Source organism: Staphylococcus sp. KUGN1, from assembly GCF_045984185.1.
In the GTDB taxonomy this organism is placed as follows: Bacteria; Bacillota; Bacilli; order Staphylococcales; family Staphylococcaceae; genus Staphylococcus; species Staphylococcus warneri_A.
Genome location: NZ_JBJQIL010000004.1, coordinates 113,129 through 136,524 on the forward strand (window position 1 = coordinate 113,129; position 23,396 = coordinate 136,524).

27 protein-coding genes and 1 pseudogene are annotated in these 23,396 nt (G+C 33.1%); 12 read left to right on the forward strand and 16 right to left on the reverse strand.

Annotated elements, in window-relative coordinates:
- The first annotated feature begins 87 nt into the window (after positions 1 to 87).
- Positions 88 to 2,346 (forward strand): ATP-binding cassette domain-containing protein, encoded by a 2,259-nt coding sequence (locus ACJQQZ_RS10180; RefSeq protein ID WP_075778285.1) that lies wholly within the window; start codon positions 88 to 90, stop codon positions 2,344 to 2,346.
- Between the two features lie 101 nt (positions 2,347 to 2,447).
- Here the strand turns inward: ACJQQZ_RS10180 and ACJQQZ_RS10185 are convergent, their stop codons facing one another.
- From ACJQQZ_RS10185 to ACJQQZ_RS10195, 3 genes are read right to left on the reverse strand one after another with little or no spacing between them, the layout of a single operon-like run.
- The gene (locus ACJQQZ_RS10185; protein ID WP_145506485.1) at positions 2,448 to 2,948 is read right to left on the reverse strand and encodes a GNAT family N-acetyltransferase; all 501 of its coding nucleotides are present in this window, start codon (positions 2,946 to 2,948) and stop codon (positions 2,448 to 2,450) included.
- Between the two features lie 26 nt (positions 2,949 to 2,974).
- On the reverse strand, positions 2,975 to 3,520 hold the full coding sequence (locus ACJQQZ_RS10190; protein WP_145506488.1) for an NAD(P)H-dependent oxidoreductase: 546 nt from the start codon (positions 3,518 to 3,520) through the stop codon (positions 2,975 to 2,977).
- Positions 3,517 to 3,927 (reverse strand): MerR family transcriptional regulator, encoded by a 411-nt coding sequence (locus ACJQQZ_RS10195; RefSeq protein WP_145506491.1) that lies wholly within the window; start codon positions 3,925 to 3,927, stop codon positions 3,517 to 3,519. The genes ACJQQZ_RS10190 and ACJQQZ_RS10195 overlap by 4 nt, the downstream gene beginning before the upstream one ends.
- Before the next feature lie 236 nt (positions 3,928 to 4,163).
- On the opposite strand from ACJQQZ_RS10195, the gene ACJQQZ_RS10200 reads away from it, so the two are divergent.
- The gene (locus ACJQQZ_RS10200) at positions 4,164 to 5,729 is read left to right on the forward strand and encodes a YfcC family protein (RefSeq protein WP_145506494.1); all 1,566 of its coding nucleotides are present in this window, start codon (positions 4,164 to 4,166) and stop codon (positions 5,727 to 5,729) included.
- Between the two features lie 59 nt (positions 5,730 to 5,788).
- Here the strand turns inward: ACJQQZ_RS10200 and ACJQQZ_RS10205 are convergent, their stop codons facing one another.
- Positions 5,789 to 6,601, reverse strand: a complete 813-nt coding sequence (locus ACJQQZ_RS10205) for an alpha/beta hydrolase (protein WP_107533065.1) — start codon at positions 6,599 to 6,601, stop codon at positions 5,789 to 5,791.
- 49 nt (positions 6,602 to 6,650) lie between these two features.
- Positions 6,651 to 7,181, reverse strand: coding sequence for a VOC family protein (locus ACJQQZ_RS10210; RefSeq protein ID WP_145506497.1), 531 nt, complete (start codon positions 7,179 to 7,181; stop codon positions 6,651 to 6,653).
- A gap of 222 nt (positions 7,182 to 7,403) precedes the next feature.
- On the opposite strand from ACJQQZ_RS10210, the gene ACJQQZ_RS10215 reads away from it, so the two are divergent.
- A complete protein-coding gene (locus tag ACJQQZ_RS10215) occupies positions 7,404 to 7,919 on the forward strand; it encodes a YceI family protein (RefSeq protein ID WP_002451375.1) in 516 nt (171 codons plus the stop codon).
- Between the two features lie 60 nt (positions 7,920 to 7,979).
- Here ACJQQZ_RS10215 and ACJQQZ_RS10220 read toward each other — a convergent pair whose 3' ends face one another.
- Entirely contained in the window at positions 7,980 to 8,951 is a 972-nt protein-coding gene (locus ACJQQZ_RS10220; RefSeq protein WP_002451376.1) for an SMP-30/gluconolactonase/LRE family protein, read from the reverse strand.
- A 333-nt stretch (positions 8,952 to 9,284) separates the two neighbouring features.
- On the opposite strand from ACJQQZ_RS10220, the gene trhO reads away from it, so the two are divergent.
- Both trhO and pcp read left to right on the forward strand, forming a co-directional pair.
- Positions 9,285 to 10,247, forward strand: coding sequence for an oxygen-dependent tRNA uridine(34) hydroxylase TrhO (trhO, locus tag ACJQQZ_RS10225; protein WP_145506500.1), 963 nt, complete (start codon positions 9,285 to 9,287; stop codon positions 10,245 to 10,247).
- A gap of 111 nt (positions 10,248 to 10,358) precedes the next feature.
- Positions 10,359 to 10,997, forward strand: coding sequence for a pyroglutamyl-peptidase I (gene pcp, locus ACJQQZ_RS10230; RefSeq protein WP_002451378.1), 639 nt, complete (start codon positions 10,359 to 10,361; stop codon positions 10,995 to 10,997).
- A gap of 52 nt (positions 10,998 to 11,049) precedes the next feature.
- On the opposite strand, the gene ACJQQZ_RS10235 is transcribed toward pcp, so the two are convergent.
- The gene (locus ACJQQZ_RS10235; RefSeq protein WP_075778292.1) at positions 11,050 to 11,613 is read right to left on the reverse strand and encodes a tubby C-terminal domain-like protein; all 564 of its coding nucleotides are present in this window, start codon (positions 11,611 to 11,613) and stop codon (positions 11,050 to 11,052) included.
- Positions 11,614 to 11,772: 159 nt separating this feature from the next.
- On the opposite strand from ACJQQZ_RS10235, the gene ACJQQZ_RS10240 reads away from it, so the two are divergent.
- Complete coding sequence (locus tag ACJQQZ_RS10240; RefSeq protein WP_145506502.1) at positions 11,773 to 12,243, forward strand: DinB family protein; 471 nt, start codon at positions 11,773 to 11,775, stop codon at positions 12,241 to 12,243.
- 219 nt (positions 12,244 to 12,462) lie between these two features.
- Positions 12,463 to 13,881, forward strand: coding sequence for an anion permease (locus tag ACJQQZ_RS10245; RefSeq protein ID WP_075778294.1), 1,419 nt, complete (start codon positions 12,463 to 12,465; stop codon positions 13,879 to 13,881).
- A gap of 69 nt (positions 13,882 to 13,950) precedes the next feature.
- Here the strand turns inward: ACJQQZ_RS10245 and rarD are convergent, their stop codons facing one another.
- A complete protein-coding gene (gene rarD / locus ACJQQZ_RS10250) occupies positions 13,951 to 14,853 on the reverse strand; it encodes an EamA family transporter RarD (protein ID WP_002451384.1) in 903 nt (300 codons plus the stop codon).
- Positions 14,854 to 15,046: 193 nt separating this feature from the next.
- A complete protein-coding gene (locus tag ACJQQZ_RS10255) occupies positions 15,047 to 15,256 on the reverse strand; it encodes a zinc ribbon domain-containing protein (RefSeq protein ID WP_002466596.1) in 210 nt (69 codons plus the stop codon).
- A gap of 189 nt (positions 15,257 to 15,445) precedes the next feature.
- Here ACJQQZ_RS10255 and ACJQQZ_RS10260 point away from each other — a divergent pair, with 189 nt between their 5' ends.
- Positions 15,446 to 16,501 carry a HoxN/HupN/NixA family nickel/cobalt transporter gene (locus ACJQQZ_RS10260; RefSeq protein WP_026088946.1) on the forward strand — a complete coding sequence of 352 codons (1,056 nt, stop codon included), beginning with the start codon at positions 15,446 to 15,448 and terminating at the stop codon, positions 16,499 to 16,501.
- Positions 16,502 to 16,579: 78 nt separating this feature from the next.
- Positions 16,580 to 17,437 carry an SDR family oxidoreductase gene (locus tag ACJQQZ_RS10265; RefSeq protein ID WP_145506505.1) on the forward strand — a complete coding sequence of 286 codons (858 nt, stop codon included), beginning with the start codon at positions 16,580 to 16,582 and terminating at the stop codon, positions 17,435 to 17,437.
- Positions 17,438 to 17,499: 62 nt separating this feature from the next.
- Here the strand turns inward: ACJQQZ_RS10265 and ACJQQZ_RS10270 are convergent, their stop codons facing one another.
- A complete protein-coding gene (locus tag ACJQQZ_RS10270; protein ID WP_124228062.1) occupies positions 17,500 to 18,528 on the reverse strand; it encodes an SDR family oxidoreductase in 1,029 nt (342 codons plus the stop codon).
- Positions 18,529 to 18,738: 210 nt separating this feature from the next.
- Here ACJQQZ_RS10270 and ACJQQZ_RS10275 point away from each other — a divergent pair, with 210 nt between their 5' ends.
- On the forward strand, positions 18,739 to 19,788 hold the full coding sequence (locus ACJQQZ_RS10275; RefSeq protein WP_107533073.1) for an ABC transporter permease: 1,050 nt from the start codon (positions 18,739 to 18,741) through the stop codon (positions 19,786 to 19,788).
- Between the two features lie 14 nt (positions 19,789 to 19,802).
- Positions 19,803 to 20,207, forward strand: a pseudogene (locus tag ACJQQZ_RS10280) (ATP-binding cassette domain-containing protein); the annotation flags it as partial.
- On the opposite strand, the gene ACJQQZ_RS10285 reads toward ACJQQZ_RS10280, so the two are convergent.
- The 6 genes from ACJQQZ_RS10285 to ACJQQZ_RS10310 all read right to left on the reverse strand — a co-directional run bounded on the left by ACJQQZ_RS10285 (position 20,146) and on the right by ACJQQZ_RS10310 (position 22,455).
- Positions 20,146 to 20,415: a hypothetical protein gene (locus ACJQQZ_RS10285; protein ID WP_369008235.1), complete on the reverse strand. Its 270-nt coding sequence runs from the start codon at positions 20,413 to 20,415 to the stop codon at positions 20,146 to 20,148. The pseudogene ACJQQZ_RS10280 and the gene ACJQQZ_RS10285 overlap by 62 nt on opposite strands.
- Positions 20,416 to 20,480: 65 nt before the next feature.
- Complete coding sequence (locus tag ACJQQZ_RS10290; protein ID WP_315850215.1) at positions 20,481 to 20,681, reverse strand: DUF5079 family protein; 201 nt, start codon at positions 20,679 to 20,681, stop codon at positions 20,481 to 20,483.
- Positions 20,682 to 20,788: 107 nt separating this feature from the next.
- Positions 20,789 to 21,181, reverse strand: coding sequence for a DUF5084 family protein (locus tag ACJQQZ_RS10295; RefSeq protein WP_145506508.1), 393 nt, complete (start codon positions 21,179 to 21,181; stop codon positions 20,789 to 20,791).
- 1 nt (position 21,182) lies between these two features.
- The gene (locus ACJQQZ_RS10300) at positions 21,183 to 21,572 is read right to left on the reverse strand and encodes a DUF4064 domain-containing protein (protein ID WP_145506511.1); all 390 of its coding nucleotides are present in this window, start codon (positions 21,570 to 21,572) and stop codon (positions 21,183 to 21,185) included.
- A gap of 21 nt (positions 21,573 to 21,593) precedes the next feature.
- Positions 21,594 to 21,968 (reverse strand): DUF4467 domain-containing protein, encoded by a 375-nt coding sequence (locus ACJQQZ_RS10305; protein ID WP_145506514.1) that lies wholly within the window; start codon positions 21,966 to 21,968, stop codon positions 21,594 to 21,596.
- A gap of 13 nt (positions 21,969 to 21,981) precedes the next feature.
- Entirely contained in the window at positions 21,982 to 22,455 is a 474-nt protein-coding gene (locus ACJQQZ_RS10310) for a DUF5083 family protein (protein ID WP_408023132.1), read from the reverse strand.
- Between the two features lie 326 nt (positions 22,456 to 22,781).
- Here ACJQQZ_RS10310 and ACJQQZ_RS10315 point away from each other — a divergent pair, with 326 nt between their 5' ends.
- Complete coding sequence (locus tag ACJQQZ_RS10315; RefSeq protein ID WP_145506520.1) at positions 22,782 to 23,393, forward strand: DUF5067 domain-containing protein; 612 nt, start codon at positions 22,782 to 22,784, stop codon at positions 23,391 to 23,393.
- Positions 23,394 to 23,396: the final 3 nt, after the last annotated feature.

A 23,396-nucleotide genomic window follows, 5' to 3' on the forward strand; every position in this document is an offset into this window, starting at 1 on the left:
CTAATGATAAATGAATGTGTTTGAATACATATCCATAACGAATTGAAAATACATATTAGGGTAATATCGTATTAAGAGGTGAAACACATGTCAGATATCAAAGTCATTGGTGCCAGACAAAATAATTTAAAAAATATCAATGTCACCATTCCTAAACATCAATTAACTGTATTTACAGGGCGTTCCGGCTCAGGTAAGTCTTCCCTAGTATTTAATACATTAGCTGCCGAATCTGAACGTTTACTTAATGAAACTTATTCGAGTTATATCCAACATCAATTAAGCCAATATTCCAAACCGGAAGTTGATCAAATTCAACATCTACCCGTTGCAATGATTATTAATCAGAAACGCTTAGGTGGAAATTCGCGTTCTACAGTAGGTACAATTTCAGATATTTATGCTTCTGTACGTTTATTATGGTCGCGTATTGGCGAACCATTTGTCGGGTACTCAGATGTCTTTTCATTTAATAATACACGAGGCATGTGCGAAACATGTTCAGGCTTAGGCTATGTCGAAGATATTGATTTAAATGAACTGCTTGATTTTGATAAATCTTTAAATGAAGATGCGATTAACTTTCCATCATTTCGTCCTGACAGTTGGAGAGGAAAACGTTATTTATATACAGGTTTATTTGATAATGATAAAAAATTAAAAGATTATACTAAAGAAGAATTGGACACGTTCTTATACACAGAACCAACAAAACTTAAAAATCCGCCAGCTAATTGGCCTAGAACTGCAAAGTTTGAAGGATTAATTCATAGATTTAGACGTTCCTTTTTATTAAATGATAACTTTGAAAAGAAGCGCTTTGCGAAAGATATTGAACGTGTTGTAAGTCAACATGCTTGTCCGTCATGCCAAGGCAAACGACTTAATGACAAAGTATTAAGTTGTAAAATCAATGGTATGAATATCGCTGATTTTACCGATTTACAAATTGATGATGCTTTAGCGTTTTTAGAAACGATTGAATCGACCAAAGCACAAGTTATTATCGAACCACTCAAACAACAACTTAAATCATTGAGCTATGTTGGTCTTAACTACCTAACTTTATCACGAGAAACGACATCCTTATCTGGTGGTGAATCACAGCGAATTAAGCTCATCAGACATTTGAACAGTCCACTCAGTGACCTTGTCTATATTATCGATGAACCAAGTGTTGGACTTCATCCTGAGGATATTCAACGTATTAACGACTTAATACAATCTTTAAAAGATAAAGGTAATACAGTACTTGTTGTAGAACATGACCCTGATGTTATAAAGACCGCCGATCATGTTATAGATATTGGACCATTAGCTGGTAAAGATGGTGGTGAGATTACATTTGAAGGCACTTATAGAGATTTACTCAAATCTCAAACGAGTACCGGCCAAGCACTTCATCGTACACATACTTTAAAAGATGACATTAGATCAAACAATGATATGTTAGAGATTAATGATATTTCTAAAAATAATTTGCAACATATCACAACGCAATTGCCTAAACATGCAATGACTGTCGTAACTGGTGTAGCAGGTTCAGGTAAAAGTTCATTAATTACATCAGCATTTGAAAAAGATAGCCATGCGATTTTCATAGACCAAAAACCTGCCCACGCATCAAACCGTTCAAACTTGCTAACTTATTTAAATATCTTTGATGACGTGCGCGCGTTCTTCAGTCAACAAACTGGCCTTAAGAAAAGTATGTTCAGTTATAATTCTGAAGGTGCCTGCCCCGAATGTCACGGTAAGGGCATTATTAAAACGGAGTTGGCATTTATGCCTGACTTCTCTCAAACATGTGAAATGTGCGGTGGTACAAGGTATCGTCCCGAAGTACTTGAAGCCAAAGTTGATGGCTACTCAATTGCTGATATTTTATCATTAACTGTCCAAGAAGCCATCGAAAAATTCAAAAATGATAAGCACATTGTTCAACCATTACAAGCTTTAGCAAATACTGGCTTAAATTATATGACACTAGGACAATCTCTTGATACGCTTTCTGGTGGGGAAATACAACGTGTTAAATTGAGTAAATATTTAACAGAAACGGTACATGATGCCATATTTATTTTTGATGAGCCTACGACAGGTCTTCATGAAGACGATCTTCCCATACTCATCGAATGTTTCAACCATTTGATTGATCAAGGTAACACAGTAATCCTAATCGAGCATAACTTAACGATGATGACACAAGCGGATTGGTTTATCGATATCGGTCCATATGCAGGTGATAAAGGCGGACAACTACTTTATAGCGGCGAACCACAAGGCTTACTTGATGTGAAACAATCTGTAACTGCTAAACATTTAAGAAGATATATCGAACAATAGTATATCAACGGCACACGAAACCAGTACGTGAAGACAAAAACGTACTGGTTATTTTTAGCTAACATGATTTAATAACAGCTTAGTCAGAGTGAGCTTCTTTATTAACTTTTAAAAAGACATATGTCCCCTTTATTGATGATATCGTCCCATTCCTTATCCCTCTTAAATCCCAATCTTTGAGCCAGTTTAATGGACGGAACATTTTGTATATTGGTTCTGACAATATGCGTTGTCTCATTATCTCTACTTAGCATCCATTCATCAATTCGACTAATCGCTTCATATGCATAATTACGACCAGTATATTCTGGCAGTAATCGGTAATAAAGATTTAAAAAGCGTTGGTCATTTATCGTTCTATATTCATACCCCATGATACCAACTACCACATCTTTATCTTTAGGTTGAATCAAGAAATAACCAAATTGATTATCTTGCCAATGTTGGTCCCATTGTTGAATGTAATGTGCTGTATCTTCAATATCTTCATGGCGACCTAAAGGTGTATATCTTGTCGCCTCGTCATTAGTATGTAATTGAAATAAGTCCTCTACATATTTCATAGACGGTTGTATTAATTTTAAATGTTCTGTTTCTATCATTGCCATCCCTCCATTTATTAAATCAACTATAATACTTTTTCAATTTTTTTGATTACTTTATTTACATTCCTATCACTAGTGGATTTATTCAAATTGTCTATATAGAAATGTTTAATATTTTTAATGCCTGCAAGCTTTAATGGGTATTTCATGACTCTATACCCTAATCTACCTTGTAATATATGAAACCATTCACTACCACCTAAAGTATAAATAATGATTGCTCTTTTATCTTTCCAAAGTCCATTTTTAAAATATTTTTTCCGCTTAAAACTAAAGGCATATTCTGGCCAAAATACCATGTCAATAAACCCTTTTAATATCATTGGTAAATTCAACCAATATAATGGATAAATAAAAATAAGTAATTCACTTTTATTCAATTTTTCTATACTTCTAATTTGATATTCAGACATTTTCGTATGATATCCCTTGCTAAGGGAATAAATTTCATGTTGGTCATTTTGCAAATTAAATTTTTGATAGTTTTGATCTAAAAGTATTTTTTCAACACTTTGAAGAATTTCTTTACATTTACCTTTTTCATTTCCAGCATAAATTAAACTAATCATATATTTTCCTTCCATCCCGATAATTCATCTAAAATCTTAGATTTATTTTCTTCATATTTCATGTTTTCAGACATAATTTTTATTTTTTCTACTCTTTTTAAAATTTGAATTTGTTCATCAATATTATCTTTTATTATTTGGATTATATTATCCAGGAATATTTGAGATTCATCATTACAACTTTGTGTTACTGGTTTTTGAAATAATGAAATAATATATTCAATATCTTTCAATTTTAGATTCAGTCTTTTCAAATCATTAATTATTTTCAATAGTTGAATATCTTCTTCTTTGAAATCTCTATAACCATTTTCCTTTCTTTGAACTTTAATTAAATCCATTTCTTCATAATAGCGAATCTTGGATTTAGAAAGACCAGATATTTCGGAAACTTTATCAATATTCATAAAACCACTCCTTATTTTGTAATTTTACATTATCATTAAAGCATACTTTAAGGTCAATTGATTTTTTAAAAAGTATATGAATTATACTTCTAGCAATTCTTAAATATTTTTTCTTTGTAAATGTTAATTTTTCCTCATTATTTTTCATAATTAATGTTATGCTTAATTTGTTTGAAATTATATGTATATTTATTTATAATTATTCACTAACAAAGTATGTATAGGGAGGAGATTTAATGGAAACGGAACACACGATGAACGATGGTCATACATCTTCACCAAAAAGAAAGTTTAAGTTAAAAATGCCTGGTGCATTTGCAATTTTATTCATCTTAACGATTTTAGCTGTTTTAGCAACTTGGATGATTCCTGCAGGTTCTTACTCTAAATTATCTTATGATGATCATGTATTAAAGGTCGAAAGTCCGCAAGGTAAAGTTGAAACACACAAAGCTACACAACATGAACTAGATAAGATGGGTGTCAAAATTGATATTGATCAATTTACTTCAGGTGCGATTAATAAACCTGTATCCATTCCCAATACATATGAGCGCTTAGATCAACACCCTGCTCATTTGTCTGATATTACGAGTAGTATGGTAAATGGTACGATTGAAGCTGCTGATATTATGGTATTCATCTTAGTACTCGGTGGTTTAATTGGTGTCGTTCAAGCTAGTGGTGCATTTGAATCTGGCTTACTAGCACTAACTAAAAAGACTAAAGGCAGAGAATTTTTATTAATCTTCTTTGTATCTATATTAATGGTTCTAGGTGGTACTTTATGTGGTATTGAGGAGGAGGCTGTGGCTTTCTATCCTATACTTGTCCCTATCTTTTTAGCTATGGGTTATGACTCTATTGTTTGTGTTGGGGCTATCTTTTTAGCAAGTTCGATGGGCTCGACCTTCTCTACGATTAATCCATTCTCAGTCGTCATCGCATCTAATGCGGCCGGCACGACATTTACTGAAGGTTTGTATTGGCGTATTGCTGGTTGTATTATCGGAGCACTATTTGTTATTGGTTACCTCTATTGGTATAGTAAAAAAATTAAAAAAGATCCTACCGCGTCTTATAGTTACGAAGACAAAGACGAATTTGATCAACAATGGTCTGTAATGCAGCACGATACCACACAACAATCATTTACAATGCGTAAAAAATTAATTTTACTACTCTTTGTGATTCCTTTCCCAGTCATGGTATGGGGTGTGATGTCACAAGGTTGGTGGTTCCCAACAATGGCTTCTGCATTCCTTATCTTTACCATTATTATCATGCTACTCACTGCAACTGGCCCTAATGGTTTAGGTGAACAAGGTGTCGTAGATGAATTTGTCAAAGGTGCTTCCAGTTTAGTTGGGGTATCACTCATTATCGGATTAGCACGTGGCATTAACTTAGTATTAAATAATGGTCGCATTTCAGATACGATTTTACATTTTTCTTCTTCACTCGTAGAACATATTCAAGGTCCATTATTTATAATCGCTTTATTATTTATCTTCTTCTTCCTAGGATTTATTATTCCATCATCATCTGGATTAGCTGTGTTAGCGATGCCTATTTTCGCACCACTAGCTGATACAGTTGGTATTCCTAGATATACTATTGTATCTGCCTATCAATTTGGACAATATGCAATGCTATTCTTAGCACCAACAGGTTTAGTCATGGCAACATTACAAATGCTCAATATGCGTTATTCTCATTGGTTCCGTTTTGTATGGCCTGTTGTCGTCTTTGTACTTGTATTTGGTGGTGGCATGTTAGTCGCACAAGTTTTATTACATTAATCGATTTAATATAAAAATAACCGGGATATGTGCCCTCATAGCACTATCCCGGTTTCATTCTATTGTGATACATGATGGTTTAACCAGTCTACTATTTCCTGGAAAATACTTTGATTATATGATGATTCATTAAATATTTCATGTTTTAGTCCATCATAAATATGCATTGATTTATGTTCGGAACTAATATCATTAAACAATTCAAGAGAATCTTGATAACTCACAAGTCCATCTTCCTTGCCATGTAATATCAATATAGGATCAGTAAACGATGCTGCTTGTGCTTTTAATAATTTGACGCCATCAAGCAATGTATAAATTAATCCAAAAGAGATGTCTTTAGCAACTAAATCGTCTAATTCATACTTTCGAATCGTATCTTCATCTGAACATACACCATCACCAAGTTCATTCGGTAAATATTTATCTTCTGGTTGACTACGGTCAGGTTCTCCAAATAATTTCAGGTTATAACGTGTTAATGCACCTGAAGTGACAATACCATCGACAAGCCCAGGGTGTTTTGTACCATATAATGTAACTGTATATCCGCCCATACTATGTCCAATAAGATAAACATTACCTTTATATGTTTCTTTCACAAATTGAATCATTGCATCTAAATCTTCCACAATTTCATCTTTATTACTATAATATACAGGTTTTCCTTCTGAACGACCGTGTCCACGTTGATCGTAACGAATGACGTTAAATTGATTATCATTTAAAAATGTAGTGATATGATCATAGCGTTCAAGGTGTTCAGCTAAACCGTGAACAACAATGATATTGGCCTTTGGTTCCGATACCTCGTTGACCTTCGCATATAGGTTAGTACCGTCTGCTGATTGAATGTATTTAATATAATTCATTGTCATCCCCCTTTAGTCCACTTATACCCACTTTCGAACAATAATGACATCAATCATCAATTTTATTCGGAATAAATACATCCGCTTCACTATCAGGAGGATAATAATAACCATTTGGTATCGTTTGTAACTCAATTAAGCTTCCCCACGGTGTCTTAACATAAACCGTTTGATTATCTTTCGTATCTTCATAACGTGTATTTAGATGAGGTTCAGATATAGGTTGTCCACCTGCACGTTTGATTTGTGACAAAGCTTTATCAAAGTGATCTACATAGAATGAAAGATGAGTAAAACCTATGTCTTGTAAAGATACGGCTTGTTGTTGTGATGCATCTTTAAATTCAAATAGTTCAATATTTGGACCATTACCAAAAACCATCATTCTTTTTTTAATAATTTTGGCACCTTTCTCAAGACCTAACACCTCTTCAACAAACTCACCCTCTCTAGGGCTATCATTTTGTGTTTGACTGTCATAAGCCACTTTCCCGTCTAATCCTTGTTTGAAAAATTCTGTCGCTACTTCAATGTCTGGAACTGTTAACCCAATATGATTGATACCTCTTGTGATACTCATCTTCGATAACACCCCTGTTTATAATAATTTTCCATTTTGTATAATTTTTCCCATTATGCTTTCATTCGACACATTTAAGAGTTAAATATAATCGAGAGTAGTAAAGGCATGCCATTTTGAAGATTTAATCATAAAAAGTTTGCTTTTCTATAACTAACGTGGTATATTCTTTATATCAAATATAAATGATATATTTAAAAAGAGAAAACGGAGGAGTTAATTATGACTCAATTTACATTCGATAGCGTACACAGTGCATTAGATTTCCAAATCAAACATTTAATGGTTTCAAAGGTGAAAGGTGCATTCGAAAAATTCGACGTTAACGTTGAAGGCGATATTAACGATTTAAGTACTTTAAAAGCAACTGCAACAATTGATCCTGCTTCAATCAATACTGGTAACGAAGACCGTGACAACCACTTAAAAACAGGCGATTTCTTCGGTACTGATGAATTCGACAAAATCACTTTCGTATCTAAAGAAGTAAGTGAAAATAGTGTTGTTGGTGACTTAACAATCAAAGGCGAAACACACGAAGAAAAATTCGACGTTGAATATAATGGCGTAAGTAAAAATCCTATGAACGGTGAACAAGTAACTGGTTTCATCGTAACCGGTAAAATCGATAGAGAAAAATATGGCATTAGCTTTAACCAAGCATTAGAAACTGGTGGCGTAATGTTAGGTAGAGAAGTAAAATTCGAAGTTTCAGCAGAATTTTCTATTCAAGACTAATATATATTTAAAAGCGGTTTTCTACATATACGTAGAAAACCGTTTTTTTCATACTCTTATTTAATGAAATTGAAAACTATGATGACCTTTAGCAAATCCATTTACCGTATATAACATCGATCCCCCACTCATTTCGATGTCATTTGAACAAATAATAAGTTGGTTTGTACCAGGAATAAATTGTGGATGCGTAGAGCGTAGCATATGACCTTCATCTCGACCTGGAATTAAAATTTGTCCAATAGGATAGCCTTTTTTATTGAATACTAAGACTCTTCCTTGTCCATACATCGCAACATACAAATTATCATCACTATCAATACAACAAGAATCTGGACCTTCATGGCCAGTAAAATAATAAGGAATCGTCGCGCCGAATGGTGCAATTGTCACACCATCTTCCTCTAATTCAATACGGTGTAATCGGTTCGTAGTCGTTTCTGTCACCCAAAGCACACGTTCATCTGTACTTAAGGCTACACCATTTGCGACACTAATATTTTGAATCACAGGTATCACCTTTTGAAAATCTGGTGATACATAATATACACCGCCTTGCGGATGAGTTGAATAACCTCTAAAATCAGTAAAATAAAAGCCACCTTTACTATCAAATACCATATCGTCAATACAATATTCCGTATTTAATTCTGAAATAATCTCTTCAAATTGTTCTCCTTTGTCAGTTGTAGCAAATATGCCACCTGTCGATTTGAAATCCCCTAGATAACATATAAATAATCGACCGTCTTTATGAATTTTAATAGCTGCTGGATTTTCTTTTTTCGATTTAAATGGACGTGTCACTTCTTTAGTATCAGGATTAACTTTAAAGATATTACCTTCAAAGACATCGAGTAAGAATAATTGCCCATCACGATCAAAGTTTAAGCCCTCAAGTTGTAATCCTTTATCCGAGATTTCCACCCATGGTTCAGCTATTATCGTTTGCAATTCACTTTCCGAAACAATCGGCGCCACACTAGCCGATAGCCCCTCATACTTTAATGTTGGTAAACCATTATTTTCCATTTTCATACCCCTTCTTTCATATATAATGATATCATCACTATTTTATCTGAAATTAAATTTAAAGTCATTGAGGGGTATAACCAATTTGCTGATTCTGTGACATAAGAACATTTTCAAATCATTATTGCCTTATTTTGTCAGTTTTATATCTTAGTAAAATACATTTAAATACTCAGTCACTTGAATGATTTATAAGCTGAGATATTGAATCATTTGCTAATTTTGGTACAATATTATAATGGTGTAAAAATACGTAGACATTAATGAAACGTTTAACAATGAATAAATAATGATGTAAAACACATAGATTAAGAGATTAGAGGAGAATAGAAAATGGATTATAGAGTACTTTTATATTACAAATATACAACGATTGAAGATCCCGAAACATTTGCTGCAGAACACTTAGACTTCTGTAAAGAGAATAACTTAAAAGGACGTATCTTAGTATCAACAGAAGGTATCAACGGTACACTATCAGGTACTAAGGAAGATACAGACAAATATATTGAACATATGCATGCAGACGAACGTTTTAAAGATATGACATTCAAAATTGACGAAGCTGAAGGTCACACATTCAAGAAAATGCACGTACGTCCAAGAAAAGAAATTGTTGCACTTGATTTAGAAGAAGATGTAGATCCACGTGAAACAACTGGTAAATACTACTCACCAAAAGAATTCAAAGAAGCACTTGAAGATGAAAATACAGTCATCTTAGATGCTAGAAATGATTACGAATTTGATTTAGGTCATTTCCGTGGTGCTGTGCGTCCAGACATTACACGTTTCAGAGACTTGCCAGATTGGATCCGCGACAACAAAGACAAATTAGACGGTAAAAACATTGTCACATATTGTACAGGTGGTATTCGTTGTGAAAAATTCTCAGGCTGGTTAGTTAAAGAAGGCTTCGAAAACGTTGGTCAATTACACGGCGGTATCGCAACTTATGGTAAAGACCCAGAAACCAAAGGCCAATACTGGGATGGTAAAATGTATGTCTTCGATGAACGTATTAGCGTAGATGTTAACCAAGTTGAGAAAACAATGGTAGGTAAAGAACATTTCGACGGCACACCTTGCGAACGTTATATCAATTGTGCCAACCCAGAATGTAACAAACAAATCCTTGTTTCAGAAGAAAATGAAGAAAAATATTTAGGCGCATGCTCATACGACTGTGCAAAACATGAACGCAACCGTTACGTTGCAACACATGATATTAGTGATGAAGAATGGGAACGTCGTTTAGAAAACTTCAAAGACGTTCCAGAACATGCACACGCATAATTAAAATATTTAAAACAGGCCGTAAAACGATACGTTTTACGACCTGTTTTTTTATTGAGTCATTGGGTTTAAATGATACTATATAAATAAATCATATTAAGAGGTGGGCGTATGAAGATTCTAGTTACTGGATTTGATCCATTTGAGGGCAATCAAGTTAATCCTTCTTGGGAGGCGGTTAAGCAATTGCCTGACCATATCGGACAGCATGATATTACAAAGTTAGAAGTGCCAACTGTCTTTCATAAAGTGATGAATGTCATACAACAAGCGTTAGATTCTGAACAATATGATGCTGTAGTTGCAGTAGGTCAAGCCGGTGGTCGTGCAGAAATCACCCCTGAACGTATCGGGATCAATATAGATGATGCGAGAATAGCTGATAATGACGGACAACAACCTATCGATATTCCTATACAACCTAAGGGTGCACCAGCTTATTTTTCAAATTTACCTGTTAAACGAATGACAGAAAATATCAAACAACAAGGCATCCCTGCAAAACTATCAAACAGTGCAGGTACGTTTGTATGTAATCATATTTTATATCAACTCGGTTACTTAAATGCTACACGCTTTCCTAACCTGCTATTTGGATTCATTCATGTGCCTTATATTCCAGAACAAGTCGAATCAACATCTCAATCACCCTCATTGTCATTGGACACAATTGTTAAAGGTTTAATCGCAGCAATTGAAGCAATTGACAGAAATGATGACATCAAAATTGCTTTAGGTGAGACACATTAATTCATATAAAAATAGCCAAGAATGACCTACTACTATCATTCTTGGCTAATTTTTATATCGTAGGCGGTCCTATCATTGACCATCCTTTATGACGTGTATAGACATGATTCACTGCAAAGATATGAAGTATCGCAATGCACAAGATCTTATGATCTTCAAAAAACCGATCTTCTCCACCACGTATTTCTGCGTAGTCTCCAACTTGTTTCCAATATGCAATATCACGATCTAATTTAGCATCTTTCATGTGCGTCTGATTATTTTCATCAGCATATATATTTAAAATTCGATTATCTAATTTAATAATGCCATACGTATCCTTTGTTCCACTACTTTTCTTATCAAATAAAACCTTTTGTGTGCTGCCCTTGTCATGATAATACAACTCAAAATGTTTACCCTCTAACACAGACTTTGCACTAGCTTCGACAACGATTTCTCCTGCTGAATTCCTCAATTCATATCTTCTAAATCTTAAAGATAATGTGACTATACTTACGATTCTTTGAAATGGATTACGAAAAACTTTCTGTATATCAATAATATGTTGGTTCCCTTCATCATAAACTGGAGATGATTGGGTAGAAAAAGGATTCCTCTTTTTATACTTATACATCCTACTGCCACCTCTTTTAATACTGAATTTGTACTATTAAAATCATTTTACTATATATACTGAAGTCATCACACTCATTTAATAATGTCTAAGATATGATGATTCTGGGTAAACACAATTAGAACGATTAAGTATATTTTTTATACAGAGGAGAGATGGATGATGACGAATACGGTTTATGATGTTATTGATACGGGTGTTCATTATTTAGTAAATATGTATGATAGTTGGAAAGTTGAAGATATTTTAGATCAAGATAGTGATGTATTTCCTAATAATATACATTGGCAATTCGGTCATGTATTAACTGTTTTTGAAAATGCATTATCTAAAGGCAATCAACATGTGGTTGATTTAGAACGCTATAGACAACTATTTGCGCCTGGATCTAAACCAGCTGACTGGCCTCAAATTGAAGGTGATGTGCCGAATATCGATGAGATTTTAAAAGATATTCAAACTATTCCTGAACGTGCAAGACAATTAACAGATGAACAGTTAGCACAAACACTAGATCAACCCATTGCAGGATTCTCCACAGTGGAAGGATTATTAATGTTAAATGCTATTCATATCCCGCTTCACGCTGGTAAAATTGAAGAAATGGCACGTATTATAAAACAACAATAATTCAACAATGCTTTTTGATAGTCTGGTTGTTAAAACAGTATCTCAGGTTATCACCATTTAAAGGATGTCACTTGTTAAGTGAGGTCCTTTTTTATGTCCTAAATCACCGAAAATGATTCTCAATTAATTACTCAAACCCTCTGTACATTCACTATAAATAGGATTATCCTAGTGGTGTATTAATGAATCTCCTAATAGAAAGAAAGAAGGAAACTCATCTTGGAAAATAATGTAAAATACAAAAAGTTTATTCTTCCTATTGTAGTTGGTTTACTCATATGGGCATTAACCCCCTTCAAACCAGATGCACTAGATACTCAAGCATGGTATATGTTTGCGATATTTGTCGCTACGATCATCGCTTGTATCACACAACCTATGCCCATTGGCGCTGTATCTATTATTGGATTTACGTTAACCGTATTGGTTGGTGTTGTAGATATTAAAACCGCTGTCCAAGGCTTCGGAAATAATAGTATATGGCTTATTGCTATGGCATTCTTCATTTCAAGAGGCTTTGTTAAAACGGGTTTAGGGCGTCGAATCGCACTGCAATTCGTCAAACTGTTCGGTAAAAAGACCTTGGGCTTAGCTTATTCATTAGTAGGTGTCGATTTAATATTAGCACCTGCTACACCAAGTAATACTGCACGTGCCGGTGGTATTATGTTCCCTATTATTAAATCATTGTCTGAATCATTTGGTTCAAGTCCTAAAGACGGTACAGAACGTAAAATGGGTGCCTTTCTCATCTTCACTGAATTCCAAGGTAACCTCATTACAGCAGCAATGTTCTTAACTGCAATGGCAGGTAATCCACTAGCTCAAAACTTAGCCGAAAAAACTGCGCATGTACATATTACATGGATGAATTGGTTTTTAGCTGCACTTGTACCCGGACTAGTATCCTTAATCGTCGTACCATTTATTATTTATAAAATGTATCCACCTACTGTAAAGGAAACACCCAATGCTAAACAGTGGGCTGAAAATGAATTAGCCAATATGGGACCTATATCCATTGCTGAAAAATTCATGACAGGTATCTTTATTGTGGCATTAGCATTATGGGTAACAGGTAGCCTTATCCATGTTGATGCAACATTAACAGCATTTATCGCGTTAGCATTACTGTTACTTACAGGTGTCTTAACATGGAAAGATATTTTAAATGAAACAGGTGCATGGAATACATTAGTTTGGTTCTCAGTACTTGTACTCATGGCAGATCAGTTAAACCAACTAGGATTTATTCCATGGTTGAGTCAATTGATTGCACATAGCTTACATGGTTTAAGTTGGCCAATTGTCATTGTGTTACTTATACTATTTTTCTTCTATTCACATTATTTATTCGCAAGTGCAACTGCACATGTCAGTGCAATGTATGCCGCATTATTAGGCGTGGCAGTCGCAGCCGGAGCACCTCCATTATTCAGTGCTTTAATCCTTGGGTTCTTCGGTAACTTATTAGCGTCAACAACACACTATAGTAGTGGTCCAGCACCTATTCTTTATGGCTCAGGCTACATCACACAAAAACGTTGGTGGACAATGAATATCGTATTAGGATTCGTCTACTTTATCATCTGGATTGGCTTAGGCTCATTATGGATGAAATTAATCGGTATATTTTAATCAATTCAATATCAATTAAAAAAATCATCACCTATACCACATTTTCTTGGGTAAAGGTGATGATTTTTCTTATTCTGTAATTGGTCTTCTTTTCATTTTTAAATATTGAGATGTACTATATAACACAATACCTATCCAAATAAATATAAACGTAATCAACTGATTGATATCAAACGGTTCGTTAAATAAGAAGATACCTAAAACAAACATAATGGTCGGTCCAACATATTGGATGAACCCTGTTAAAGATAATGGAATACGTTTTGCGCCTGCTGAGAATAGTATTAAAGGAATCGCTGTAATCGCACCAGAGAATAATAACCAGAACGATGACATGTTCATACCAAAGCTAAGTTGGTGTTGTTGCCATAAATAACCAACATAGATTAATCCTGCAGGAGCCGTGACAATACATTCTACTGTAATACTACTAATCGCATCGATATGGACAACCTTTTTCAATAATCCATAAATCCCAAATGAAAATGCCAACATGAGTGAAACGATTGGGAATTCTCCTACTTTCAATGTCATGTAAAGTACGCCAATAAATGCAAATAGAATCGCTAACCATTCAAATTTATTAAATCGTTCTTTTAGGAAAATGAGCGCTAATAAGATACTCACTAACGGATTAATATAATAACCTAAACTAGATTGTAATACATGTCCATTCGTCACTGCCCATATAAACGTTCCCCAGTTAATCGTTATCACATAACCAGCAACGACGATGGCTACAAGTTGTATAGGATGTGTCACCAATTGATTGACATCTCGAATAAATGCTTGCCTTTGATTCTTGCCAATGATTAAAATAAAAATCATGAATATCGCTGAAAAGATAATCCTAAAGGCTAAAATTTCAAATGCACCAATATGATGAATCAATTCCCAATATATAGGCAAAATGCCCCATAAAACATATGCACCTAGTGCGAAAAATATGCCTTTTTTATATTCATTATTCATCAAAGTCCTCCCTTCACACATCTCAATCGTTATAATAATATCAGTCTACTAATAAATGAATCAGAAAAACAATAGTTTGTTTATAAAAATACACCCCAACATATTGAACGCTTAATTCAACAATTGGGATGTTCATTCATATACTCATTATCAACGATTAAAGATAGTATATTTAAGGACTCATAGTCAGTCACTAGCCACCGAAAAAGAGATCAATGATATCTGATTTTCTATTCTTATCATCTTTATAAAATTCCGTATAACCACAATTTTTACAAGTAATCGTTATAAAATTATTATGTTGTAAATCGAACACTTTTGAGAGTCCTGAACCTGTTGCAGATAGTGTACCTTCTTCGACTTCAGTATGTCCACATTTAACACACCCTTGATGTTCAACCATTTGTCATCTCCCCTTTATTTACAGACTTGCCATTAATCTATACCTGACAATGCAATCGATCAAACGTTTAATCTGTTGACCTTATTTCATTGCAATATCAATTAAATAATAATTAAAACTAATTTATTTTCGTCATAACATTTTTGTTACACTAATAAAATTTTCTATGCGTTTATCATTAATCGGAGTATGATTAATTATTATGTTTATCAGAAAGAGGGTATTATTTTGAAATCAATGCAACGACAATCATTAAGTTGGTTACCATACATAAGCATTGTCATCTTACTACACATTATTGGATTTAGCTTTTTATGGTTTGCAGGTAAAGATCATCATATTTTATTTGGCATGGGTATATTGGCATATACGTTAGGTTTACGTCATGCTTTCGATGCCGATCATATCGCTGCTATCGATAATACAGTTAGGAAGTTATTACAACAACGTCGCGATCCTGTCGGTGTCGGTTTCTACTTTTCAATCGGTCACTCTACAGTCGTATTTTTAATGGCTGTATTACTAGGTATCTCAGTCAAATGGGCTAAAAGTGAATTACCCCATTTCCAAGACATAGGTGGTACGATTGGCACGTTAGTTTCCGGATTTTTCTTAGTTCTAATTGGTATCTTAAATTTAATTATTCTAGTATCTCTAGTTCAATTATTTATGAAATTACGTAAACAAAAGGGCATTGATGATGAGGAAGTGAATGAGCTATTAGAATCTAGAGGCTTTATCACTCGATTTGTAGGACCTTACTTCAAAGTCATCAGTAGAAGTTGGCACGTATTACCATTAGGTTTCCTCTTTGGTTTAGGGTTTGATACAGCAAGCGAAATTGCATTGCTCGCGTTATCATCCGGTGCTTCTCAACAAGCTATTTCATTTATAGGTATCTTATCATTACCTATTTTATTTGCGGCGGGTATGAGTTTATTAGATACCTTAGATGGTGTAGTGATGAAATCTGCCTACAACTGGGCATTCTTTAATCCTATTCGTAAAATCTATTACAACATTACAATTACAACCATTTCAGTTATCGCAGCTTTAATAATTGGCCTAATAGAGTTGTTACAAATTATGGCTGATAAATTGGCGTTATCTGGTGGCTTTTGGTCACTAATTCAATCCATTCAATTTGACTATTTAGGTTATATTTTGGTTGGTTTGTTCTTAATCACATGGTTGATTTCAACACTGATTTGGAAATTCGGAAAAGTTGAGCAACGTTGGTCTTAAATCTTTGCTATTCCATTGATAACCACGTAAACTTAGCGCAACTAATCAATTAAATAAAAATAATCGGGGTATTCGTTCATGAATAAAAAAATCGCATTAATTACTGGGTCTTCAACAGGCTTAGGCTTAGAAACTGCTTCACTACTGGCTAAAAATGGATATAAAGTATACGCAACGATGCGTCATTTAGAAAAGCAAGATGTACTCATACAATTATCACAGCAAGACGGTATCGACTTAGAAGTCAAACAACTAGATGTTACAAATTTAGATCATATCAATCAAGTCGTTACTGACATTATCAATACTGAAGGTCGTATTGATATCCTTATTAATAACGCAGGTGCTGGCTTTGTTAAAACAACAGAACTTGCAACAGATGATGAAATCATGTGGCAATTGAATTTAAACTTAATGAGCGTTATCCGTATGACAAAAGCAGTCTTACCATATATGAGAAATCAAAGAGACGGTCGTATCATTAATATATCTTCTGTTGGTGGTCTTGTAGGTCAACCATTTAACGAAATTTATTGTGCAACTAAATTCGGTGTGGAAGGTTATACGGAAGCAATGGCAAGTTACGTTCAGCCGGAATTCAATATTAAATTCACTCTCATCGAACCAGGAGGCATTCAATCAGAATTTACAAATAATGTGATGGCACAGCTACAGTCTACGGGCGGTCTTAAGGACGATGAGTACAAGCCAGTTCTTGATTCATACTTAGGTGGTCTTAAAGAAAATTATGGCACGGGGTCCTCTCAAACTTCTGAAGAAGTCGCTACCGTCATACTTAATACGTTAGAAATGGAAGAACCACCTATTCGTACTCGTACATCAGACTGGTCTGAAGCATTTACCGAACTCAAAACACAAGCTGATCCAACGGGTAAAGAACAACAACGTCGTGTTGTTAAATTATTAGGAAAATAGATATACAACATAAAAGCAGTAGTAAGTCATTTTAAACACTGACCTACTACTGCTTTTTTAATTTATTTAATCAAGTTATATTTAGCCATACTATCAAGCGCTTCTAGAATTGCCTCTTCTTGTGTTCCAATTGGGCGCCAACCAAGTATTGATTTAGCGTGTTCGTTACTTACATTTCTATTCATATCAAGTAACAATTTACCTTCTTTAGCCTCTTTATTAAACTTCGCACCTAAACCTAATACAAAATTAGGCAATTTCTTTGTAGATGTTTGAGTAGCTAATTCAGGACGTTGATGTTTAATTAATTGGGCAATTTCTGGCATTGAAATTTGTCCGTCTGCCGTGGCGATAAATCGTTGGTTATTGGCCTCAGGTGTAGTCATCGCTAAAATGTGTAAACGCGCCACATCTCTGACATCAACTACATTTAATGGGATATTAGGCACACGTTTTAATGACCCGTCGACTAAATTTTTAATAATATTAAAACTTCCCGATACGTGGCTATCTAATGATGGGCCTAACATTGCTACAGGGTTTATCGTCGCAAATTCTAAATCATTATCCTTATTCTTAACAAAGTCCCATGCCGCATTCTCTGCTAATAACTTAGATTTTTCATAAGCTGACAATCCCGGTTCATCTTGGTTTGTCCAGTTTTCTTCGGTAGTGATACTAGATTGGTCTTTATTACTAAATCCGACAGCACCAAAGTTTGACGTCATCACTACACGTTTCACATTCGCTTTCTCCGCTGCTCTCAAAATTCGTTGGATACCTTCAATCGCTGGTCTAATGACTTCCGTTTCATCTTCTGGAATATCAAAGAATACTGGTGAAGCGACACTCAATACATATTTACAATCTTTCATCGCTTCATTCCAATGTTCATTCTTTGATAAATCCGCTTCTACAAATGATAACTTTTCAGTTTTTATGTGATGATCATTTAATGTTTTAATTACTTGTTTCTTTTTATCTAAAGAACGTAACGTCGTACGTACCTCATAGCCATCTTTTAATAGTTCACTAATGATACGCATTCCTAAGAACCCGCTACCACCTGTGACCAAGACTTGTTCATTCATATTTAACCTCCTCAGGTTAACTTATTTGAGCTTTGATTATAACAGGTTATATGACATTCAACTAATTATATGAATATTACCAATGTTTTGTTATTATTTTAAATCAACCGAAATTTTATGAAATAAGCGTAAAAAATGATATCTTAAAGTAATCTAATCACGATAAGCTATACAACGGCCTTATCTATTTACAAAGGAGGATACAATTTAATGTTCTTAGCCTGGAATGAAATTAAAAGAAACAAACTTAAATTCAGTTTAATTATTGGGATTTTAGTACTCATTAGCTATTTATTATTTTTATTATCTGGACTGGCAAACGGGTTAATCAAAATGAATACAGAAGGCATTGAAAAGTGGCATGCTGACGCTATTATTTTAAATAAGGATGCCAATCAAACCGTAGAACAATCTGTATTTGATCAATCCAAAGTGAAAGACGACTTCAAACAAGCAACACCATTGAAACAACAAGGCGTGATCGTTTCAAATAAACAAAAAGAAGAAAATGCCTTACTCTTCGGTGTGACATCTCATTCATTTTTAGTGCCAAAATTAGTTGACGGGCATCAAGTAAAAAAGACCAATGAAGTGGTGATTGACCAAACCCTTAAAGATAAAGGATTCAAAGTTGGCGATACATTATCATTGTCACAATCAGACGAAAAATTGAAGGTCGTAGGTATTACAGAAAGTGCGAAGTACAATGCATCACCAGTGATTTTTTCTAATAACAAAACGATTGAAAAGATCAATCCAGCGCTATCAAAAGATAAAACCAATGCCATTGTCGTGAAAGATAAAAATTGGAAAGATCATAAACTCGATAGTGATTTAGAAGGCGTATCTATCAATGCATTTATTGAAAATTTACCGGGTTATAAAGCTCAAAATCTAACTTTAAACTTTATGATTTCTTTCCTATTTGTGATTTCAGCAACGGTTATCGGTGTGTTCTTATATGTCATGACGCTACAAAAGACAAATCTATTCGGCGTCTTAAAAGCACAAGGCTTCACTAATACCTATCTAGCTAAAATGGTATTAGCACAAACCTTTATATTGTCACTGATTGGTACGGCAATTGGACTGATACTAACATTATTAACAAGCACTATCCTGCCTGATGCTGTTCCAATACAGTTTAATATGATTACACTACTTATATTTGGTGTAGTACTCATCATTATTTCATTATTAGGAAGTCTATTTTCAGTCTTATCTATTAGAAAAATTGATCCATTGAAAGCAATTGGATAGAAAGGAGTATGCAGATGTTACAATTTAAAGCTGTCACAAAATCATTTAAAGATGGTAACCAAACGATAGAAGCTGTTAAATCAACTGATTTGTCGTTTAATCAAGGCGATCTCATCGCCATTGTAGGGCCATCTGGTTCTGGGAAAAGCACTTTTTTAACAATGGCAGGTGCATTACAAACACCTACTACGGGTGACATATGGATTAATCAACAAAATATTACCCAATTAAAACAAAAGGCCCTTGCCCGTATTAGAATTCAAGAAATTGGATTTATTCTACAATCCACTAATTTAGTACCATTCTTAACGGTTAAACAACAATTTCAGTTACTTAAAAAGTATAAAAAAGATGTACTCAATAAAGATGAATATAAAGATTTACTAAATCAATTAGGCCTGACCGAAATAGAGAACCAATATATATCAAAGAAGCTAACCCCTTCAAAATAATGATAGCCACCATCTTATTCTCTTTTGACCAATTAGGAGTAAACATCATTAATAATATACTTAATATATGAGCAGTAGAACAAAATAATAATGTCATAATTCCAAAATACCAATAATTATCCAAATAATAATGATGCTCAGCAGCCACAAAAAAGTATAAATTGTAAAATGTCATATATACAGTATAACTACTTAATATGTTAATTATTAAATAACGCTTTGCTCTTTTTATAGGATTCGTCACTTTTTTTCTAAGAATTGTAAAAGGCCTAGAATATTAATTATAATTGCTATTATCGTAGTTACTACTAGGTAAATCGGTGTATTCTCTATAGTCAAATCAAAGTTATATTGTAAACATGAAAAAAATATAAAAATTAATGAAAATATATTTAAATATTGAATTGCCGGTTTTCTTAATTGATTCAATGATTCTTCCAATTTATTTAACCACCTTTATTTCATATATATCACTTTCTAACACATATATGTATATACAAATAGGACGACATTCTCATTAAACCGTCCTAAACTACATTCTATTCGTTTTATTGTCTTAATCGTGATTGTTGTATTTTAAATACAAGCCATGTACCCATAGTAAATAAAATAATGCCAATGACAAATAATGGTAATCCTAACGTATTAAAAGTTTCACCGTATAATTTTGTTCCTATATCATTAAAATCAGTTTTCATTACAAAGTAAAATAGAATAGACATCAACGTTATGAAAGCGTATGTTCCAATGATTGACAAATATATCGTTGGTTTTGATACAGATTCAAGTGCTTTTGAATTTTTATGTGGTGTGTAGACAAATAACCACATAACATTCAGTGCTACCATTCCAAAGCTACCTACACATAGAATAAATCCATATACACTTATTAAACTTAAAATACCTGCAATTGTTAAAAGTATCCACCAAGTATATTTCATACTACGACACTTCTTTTCTCGTTTTGTTATAACTTAAGATAGAAATACCACTGATTAACCAAGCAATAAATGTTAATAGATTAGCACTAATCACTGCTCCAATAATATGCAAAATACCGCTCATTTTATTATTCACAAATAACTTTTTCATAGCGAAAATACCTAATAAATCTGAAACTAATGAAATTACAAAGAAAATGGCAAATACCGTAACGAATGTCGTTTGAGCTGTTTCTGGACTTTGTACTGTTTCCTTTCCATTAACAGTTGTGGTTAAATCAGGTTGTATAATTCCTGTGGCTGATAAAATTAAAAATAATAAAAACAATAATGTTAAAAAGCTTTGTATGATAACGCCAATTAAAGACGTCACTTTAATTAATTTTTCCATTTATTTTCCGACTCCTTTAAATTATTTTACTTTAATATCCTTATAATCTGGGTGATGTTCTTTCACATATGTTTTAGGATCAATATCTCTCTTATAATAGATTTTGTCATCTTTAAATTCATATGATGCATAGAACAATTCATCTTTATCTTTAAATAGCTTATAACTAAGGATAATCAATTTACCATCTTCAAAAACATAAGTATTCACTTGATTTTTATTGAATTCAGGTGTAACTTGATCACTTTTTTTAACCATCTCTTTATGTGTTTCTTGTTGTATTTCCATTACTTTATCAATGTGACTTTGATATTTATTTTCTTTTTGGTCGTGACTACAACCACTATTGATGATACTCATCATTATAATTAACACTCCTATACAAAACTTTTTCATTAGTTACTCCTTATTATCTATTTTTAATAAATAAGTCTTTCAACTCAAATGGTTTTCTGTCAGCTTTTATAAAGCTTTCCCAAAAATGATAAGCAGGTTGTCCCGACTTTTTATTTTCTCTAAATGAGCGAACATGTAAAAATCTAAAATAAAATGGAATCGCATATAAACCTGGAATCATATATAAAATTGACAATACCTTTGTGACTTTAACTCTATTGGCTAATTCAACATTTGTTTGATCATATTGATAATTTTTCAGTATTTTAAAATAAAAAATAATTTCTAACAATATGGTAATAACATATACACTCATAATTGAAATATAAGAATATAAAGCAACTTTATCACTAAAATTCCAACCGTACTGCAAGCGATTATTCATTAATTCTGCTAACATCGGTGCAAACATCAGTAAAACTGTCATTATAAACGGAATAATTTCAAAAGATAAAAATAGCTTATTGTTTTTCTTTATATTTTCCATTGCTTCTCCTCTGCATTACTTTTTATTTTTTTACTAACTCTTAATATTATTAGACAAAATTCAATTTAACTCTATTAGATAATTGTGCTTTTAAAACAATTTGGTATTACAACTATACAAAAATTTAATTAATCATAATCCATGTAAATATACTGTTTATCTATATATTTTAAACTAAATATTTTCAAATAAAAGTATTACTATTATATCTAATAAATGCTATACTATTTACCATAAATATTCATTATTTTAATATACATTTAATATTAAAACTTGAATGTTTTATTACATACTTTTACTTTTATAAAATTTTGGAGGTTGTGACTATGAAAAAATTATTAGCTTTACTATTTGCGTCAGTTTTAATCTTAAGCGCTTGTGGTAGCAAAGATGATTCTTCTAAGGATTCATCAGATAGTGATTCATCAAACAAATCATCTGAAAGCAAGAAAGATTCTGGTAAAACTGATTCTGTTAAAGTTGATTCTTCTGACGATGATAAAAAGAAATCTGACTCTAAATTCGAAAATGATAAATTAACGAGTAAAGATTTTGACATTGAAATTTTAGATACTGAAATCGTTGATGCAAGTAAATATGCAGAAGATGACAAACCAAATATTGCTATTGTTTATGGTGTTAAAAAGAAAACTGATAAAGAAGATGTAACGGCATCATCAGCATTCGATCTAAGCTTTGAAGCTTACCAAGATTCTAAAGATGTTAAAAGAGAATTAAAAACTGGGGATGCTTACGATAGTGAATTAGATAAAAAATACGGCGATAACGATACTGACGAAATTAATAAAGGCGGTAAAGTTAAAGCAGTTAAATTCTACAAATTAAAAGATACTAAAACACCTGTAACACTAAAGGTTAAAGATCCTAACGATTATAGCAACGATAATCTTGCTAAAAAGGAAATCAAGTTAAAATAATAC

What these genes read in the sequence shown, in the direction of transcription:
- ACJQQZ_RS10270 (WP_124228062.1), bottom strand. Translation starts at nt 18,528, where the DNA reads ATGAATGAACAAGTCTTGGTCACAGGTGGTAGCGGGTTCTTAGGAATG.
- ACJQQZ_RS10200 (WP_145506494.1), top strand. Translation starts at nt 4,164, where the DNA reads ATGGAAACGGAACACACGATGAACGATGGTCATACATCTTCACCAAAA.
- ACJQQZ_RS10310 (WP_408023132.1), bottom strand. Translation starts at nt 22,455, where the DNA reads ATGGAAAATATAAAGAAAAACAATAAGCTATTTTTATCTTTTGAAATT.
- ACJQQZ_RS10205 (WP_107533065.1), bottom strand. Translation starts at nt 6,601, where the DNA reads ATGAATTATATTAAATACATTCAATCAGCAGACGGTACTAACCTATAT.
- ACJQQZ_RS10190 (WP_145506488.1), bottom strand. Translation starts at nt 3,520, where the DNA reads ATGATTAGTTTAATTTATGCTGGAAATGAAAAAGGTAAATGTAAAGAA.
- ACJQQZ_RS10240 (WP_145506502.1), top strand. Translation starts at nt 11,773, where the DNA reads ATGATGACGAATACGGTTTATGATGTTATTGATACGGGTGTTCATTAT.
- ACJQQZ_RS10215 (WP_002451375.1), top strand. Translation starts at nt 7,404, where the DNA reads ATGACTCAATTTACATTCGATAGCGTACACAGTGCATTAGATTTCCAA.
- ACJQQZ_RS10315 (WP_145506520.1), top strand. Translation starts at nt 22,782, where the DNA reads ATGAAAAAATTATTAGCTTTACTATTTGCGTCAGTTTTAATCTTAAGC.
- rarD (WP_002451384.1), bottom strand. Translation starts at nt 14,853, where the DNA reads ATGAATAATGAATATAAAAAAGGCATATTTTTCGCACTAGGTGCATAT.
- ACJQQZ_RS10300 (WP_145506511.1), bottom strand. Translation starts at nt 21,572, where the DNA reads ATGGAAAAATTAATTAAAGTGACGTCTTTAATTGGCGTTATCATACAA.
- ACJQQZ_RS10185 (WP_145506485.1), bottom strand. Translation starts at nt 2,948, where the DNA reads ATGATAGAAACAGAACATTTAAAATTAATACAACCGTCTATGAAATAT.
- pcp (WP_002451378.1), top strand. Translation starts at nt 10,359, where the DNA reads ATGAAGATTCTAGTTACTGGATTTGATCCATTTGAGGGCAATCAAGTT.
- ACJQQZ_RS10260 (WP_026088946.1), top strand. Translation starts at nt 15,446, where the DNA reads ATGATTAATTATTATGTTTATCAGAAAGAGGGTATTATTTTGAAATCA.
- ACJQQZ_RS10255 (WP_002466596.1), bottom strand. Translation starts at nt 15,256, where the DNA reads ATGGTTGAACATCAAGGGTGTGTTAAATGTGGACATACTGAAGTCGAA.
- ACJQQZ_RS10235 (WP_075778292.1), bottom strand. Translation starts at nt 11,613, where the DNA reads ATGTATAAGTATAAAAAGAGGAATCCTTTTTCTACCCAATCATCTCCA.
- ACJQQZ_RS10220 (WP_002451376.1), bottom strand. Translation starts at nt 8,951, where the DNA reads ATGGAAAATAATGGTTTACCAACATTAAAGTATGAGGGGCTATCGGCT.
- ACJQQZ_RS10210 (WP_145506497.1), bottom strand. Translation starts at nt 7,181, where the DNA reads ATGAGTATCACAAGAGGTATCAATCATATTGGGTTAACAGTTCCAGAC.
- ACJQQZ_RS10265 (WP_145506505.1), top strand. Translation starts at nt 16,580, where the DNA reads ATGAATAAAAAAATCGCATTAATTACTGGGTCTTCAACAGGCTTAGGC.
- ACJQQZ_RS10305 (WP_145506514.1), bottom strand. Translation starts at nt 21,968, where the DNA reads ATGAAAAAGTTTTGTATAGGAGTGTTAATTATAATGATGAGTATCATC.
- ACJQQZ_RS10195 (WP_145506491.1), bottom strand. Translation starts at nt 3,927, where the DNA reads ATGAATATTGATAAAGTTTCCGAAATATCTGGTCTTTCTAAATCCAAG.
- ACJQQZ_RS10180 (WP_075778285.1), top strand. Translation starts at nt 88, where the DNA reads ATGTCAGATATCAAAGTCATTGGTGCCAGACAAAATAATTTAAAAAAT.
- ACJQQZ_RS10275 (WP_107533073.1), top strand. Translation starts at nt 18,739, where the DNA reads ATGTTCTTAGCCTGGAATGAAATTAAAAGAAACAAACTTAAATTCAGT.
- trhO (WP_145506500.1), top strand. Translation starts at nt 9,285, where the DNA reads ATGGATTATAGAGTACTTTTATATTACAAATATACAACGATTGAAGAT.
- ACJQQZ_RS10295 (WP_145506508.1), bottom strand. Translation starts at nt 21,181, where the DNA reads ATGAAATATACTTGGTGGATACTTTTAACAATTGCAGGTATTTTAAGT.
- ACJQQZ_RS10285 (WP_369008235.1), bottom strand. Translation starts at nt 20,415, where the DNA reads ATGACATTTTACAATTTATACTTTTTTGTGGCTGCTGAGCATCATTAT.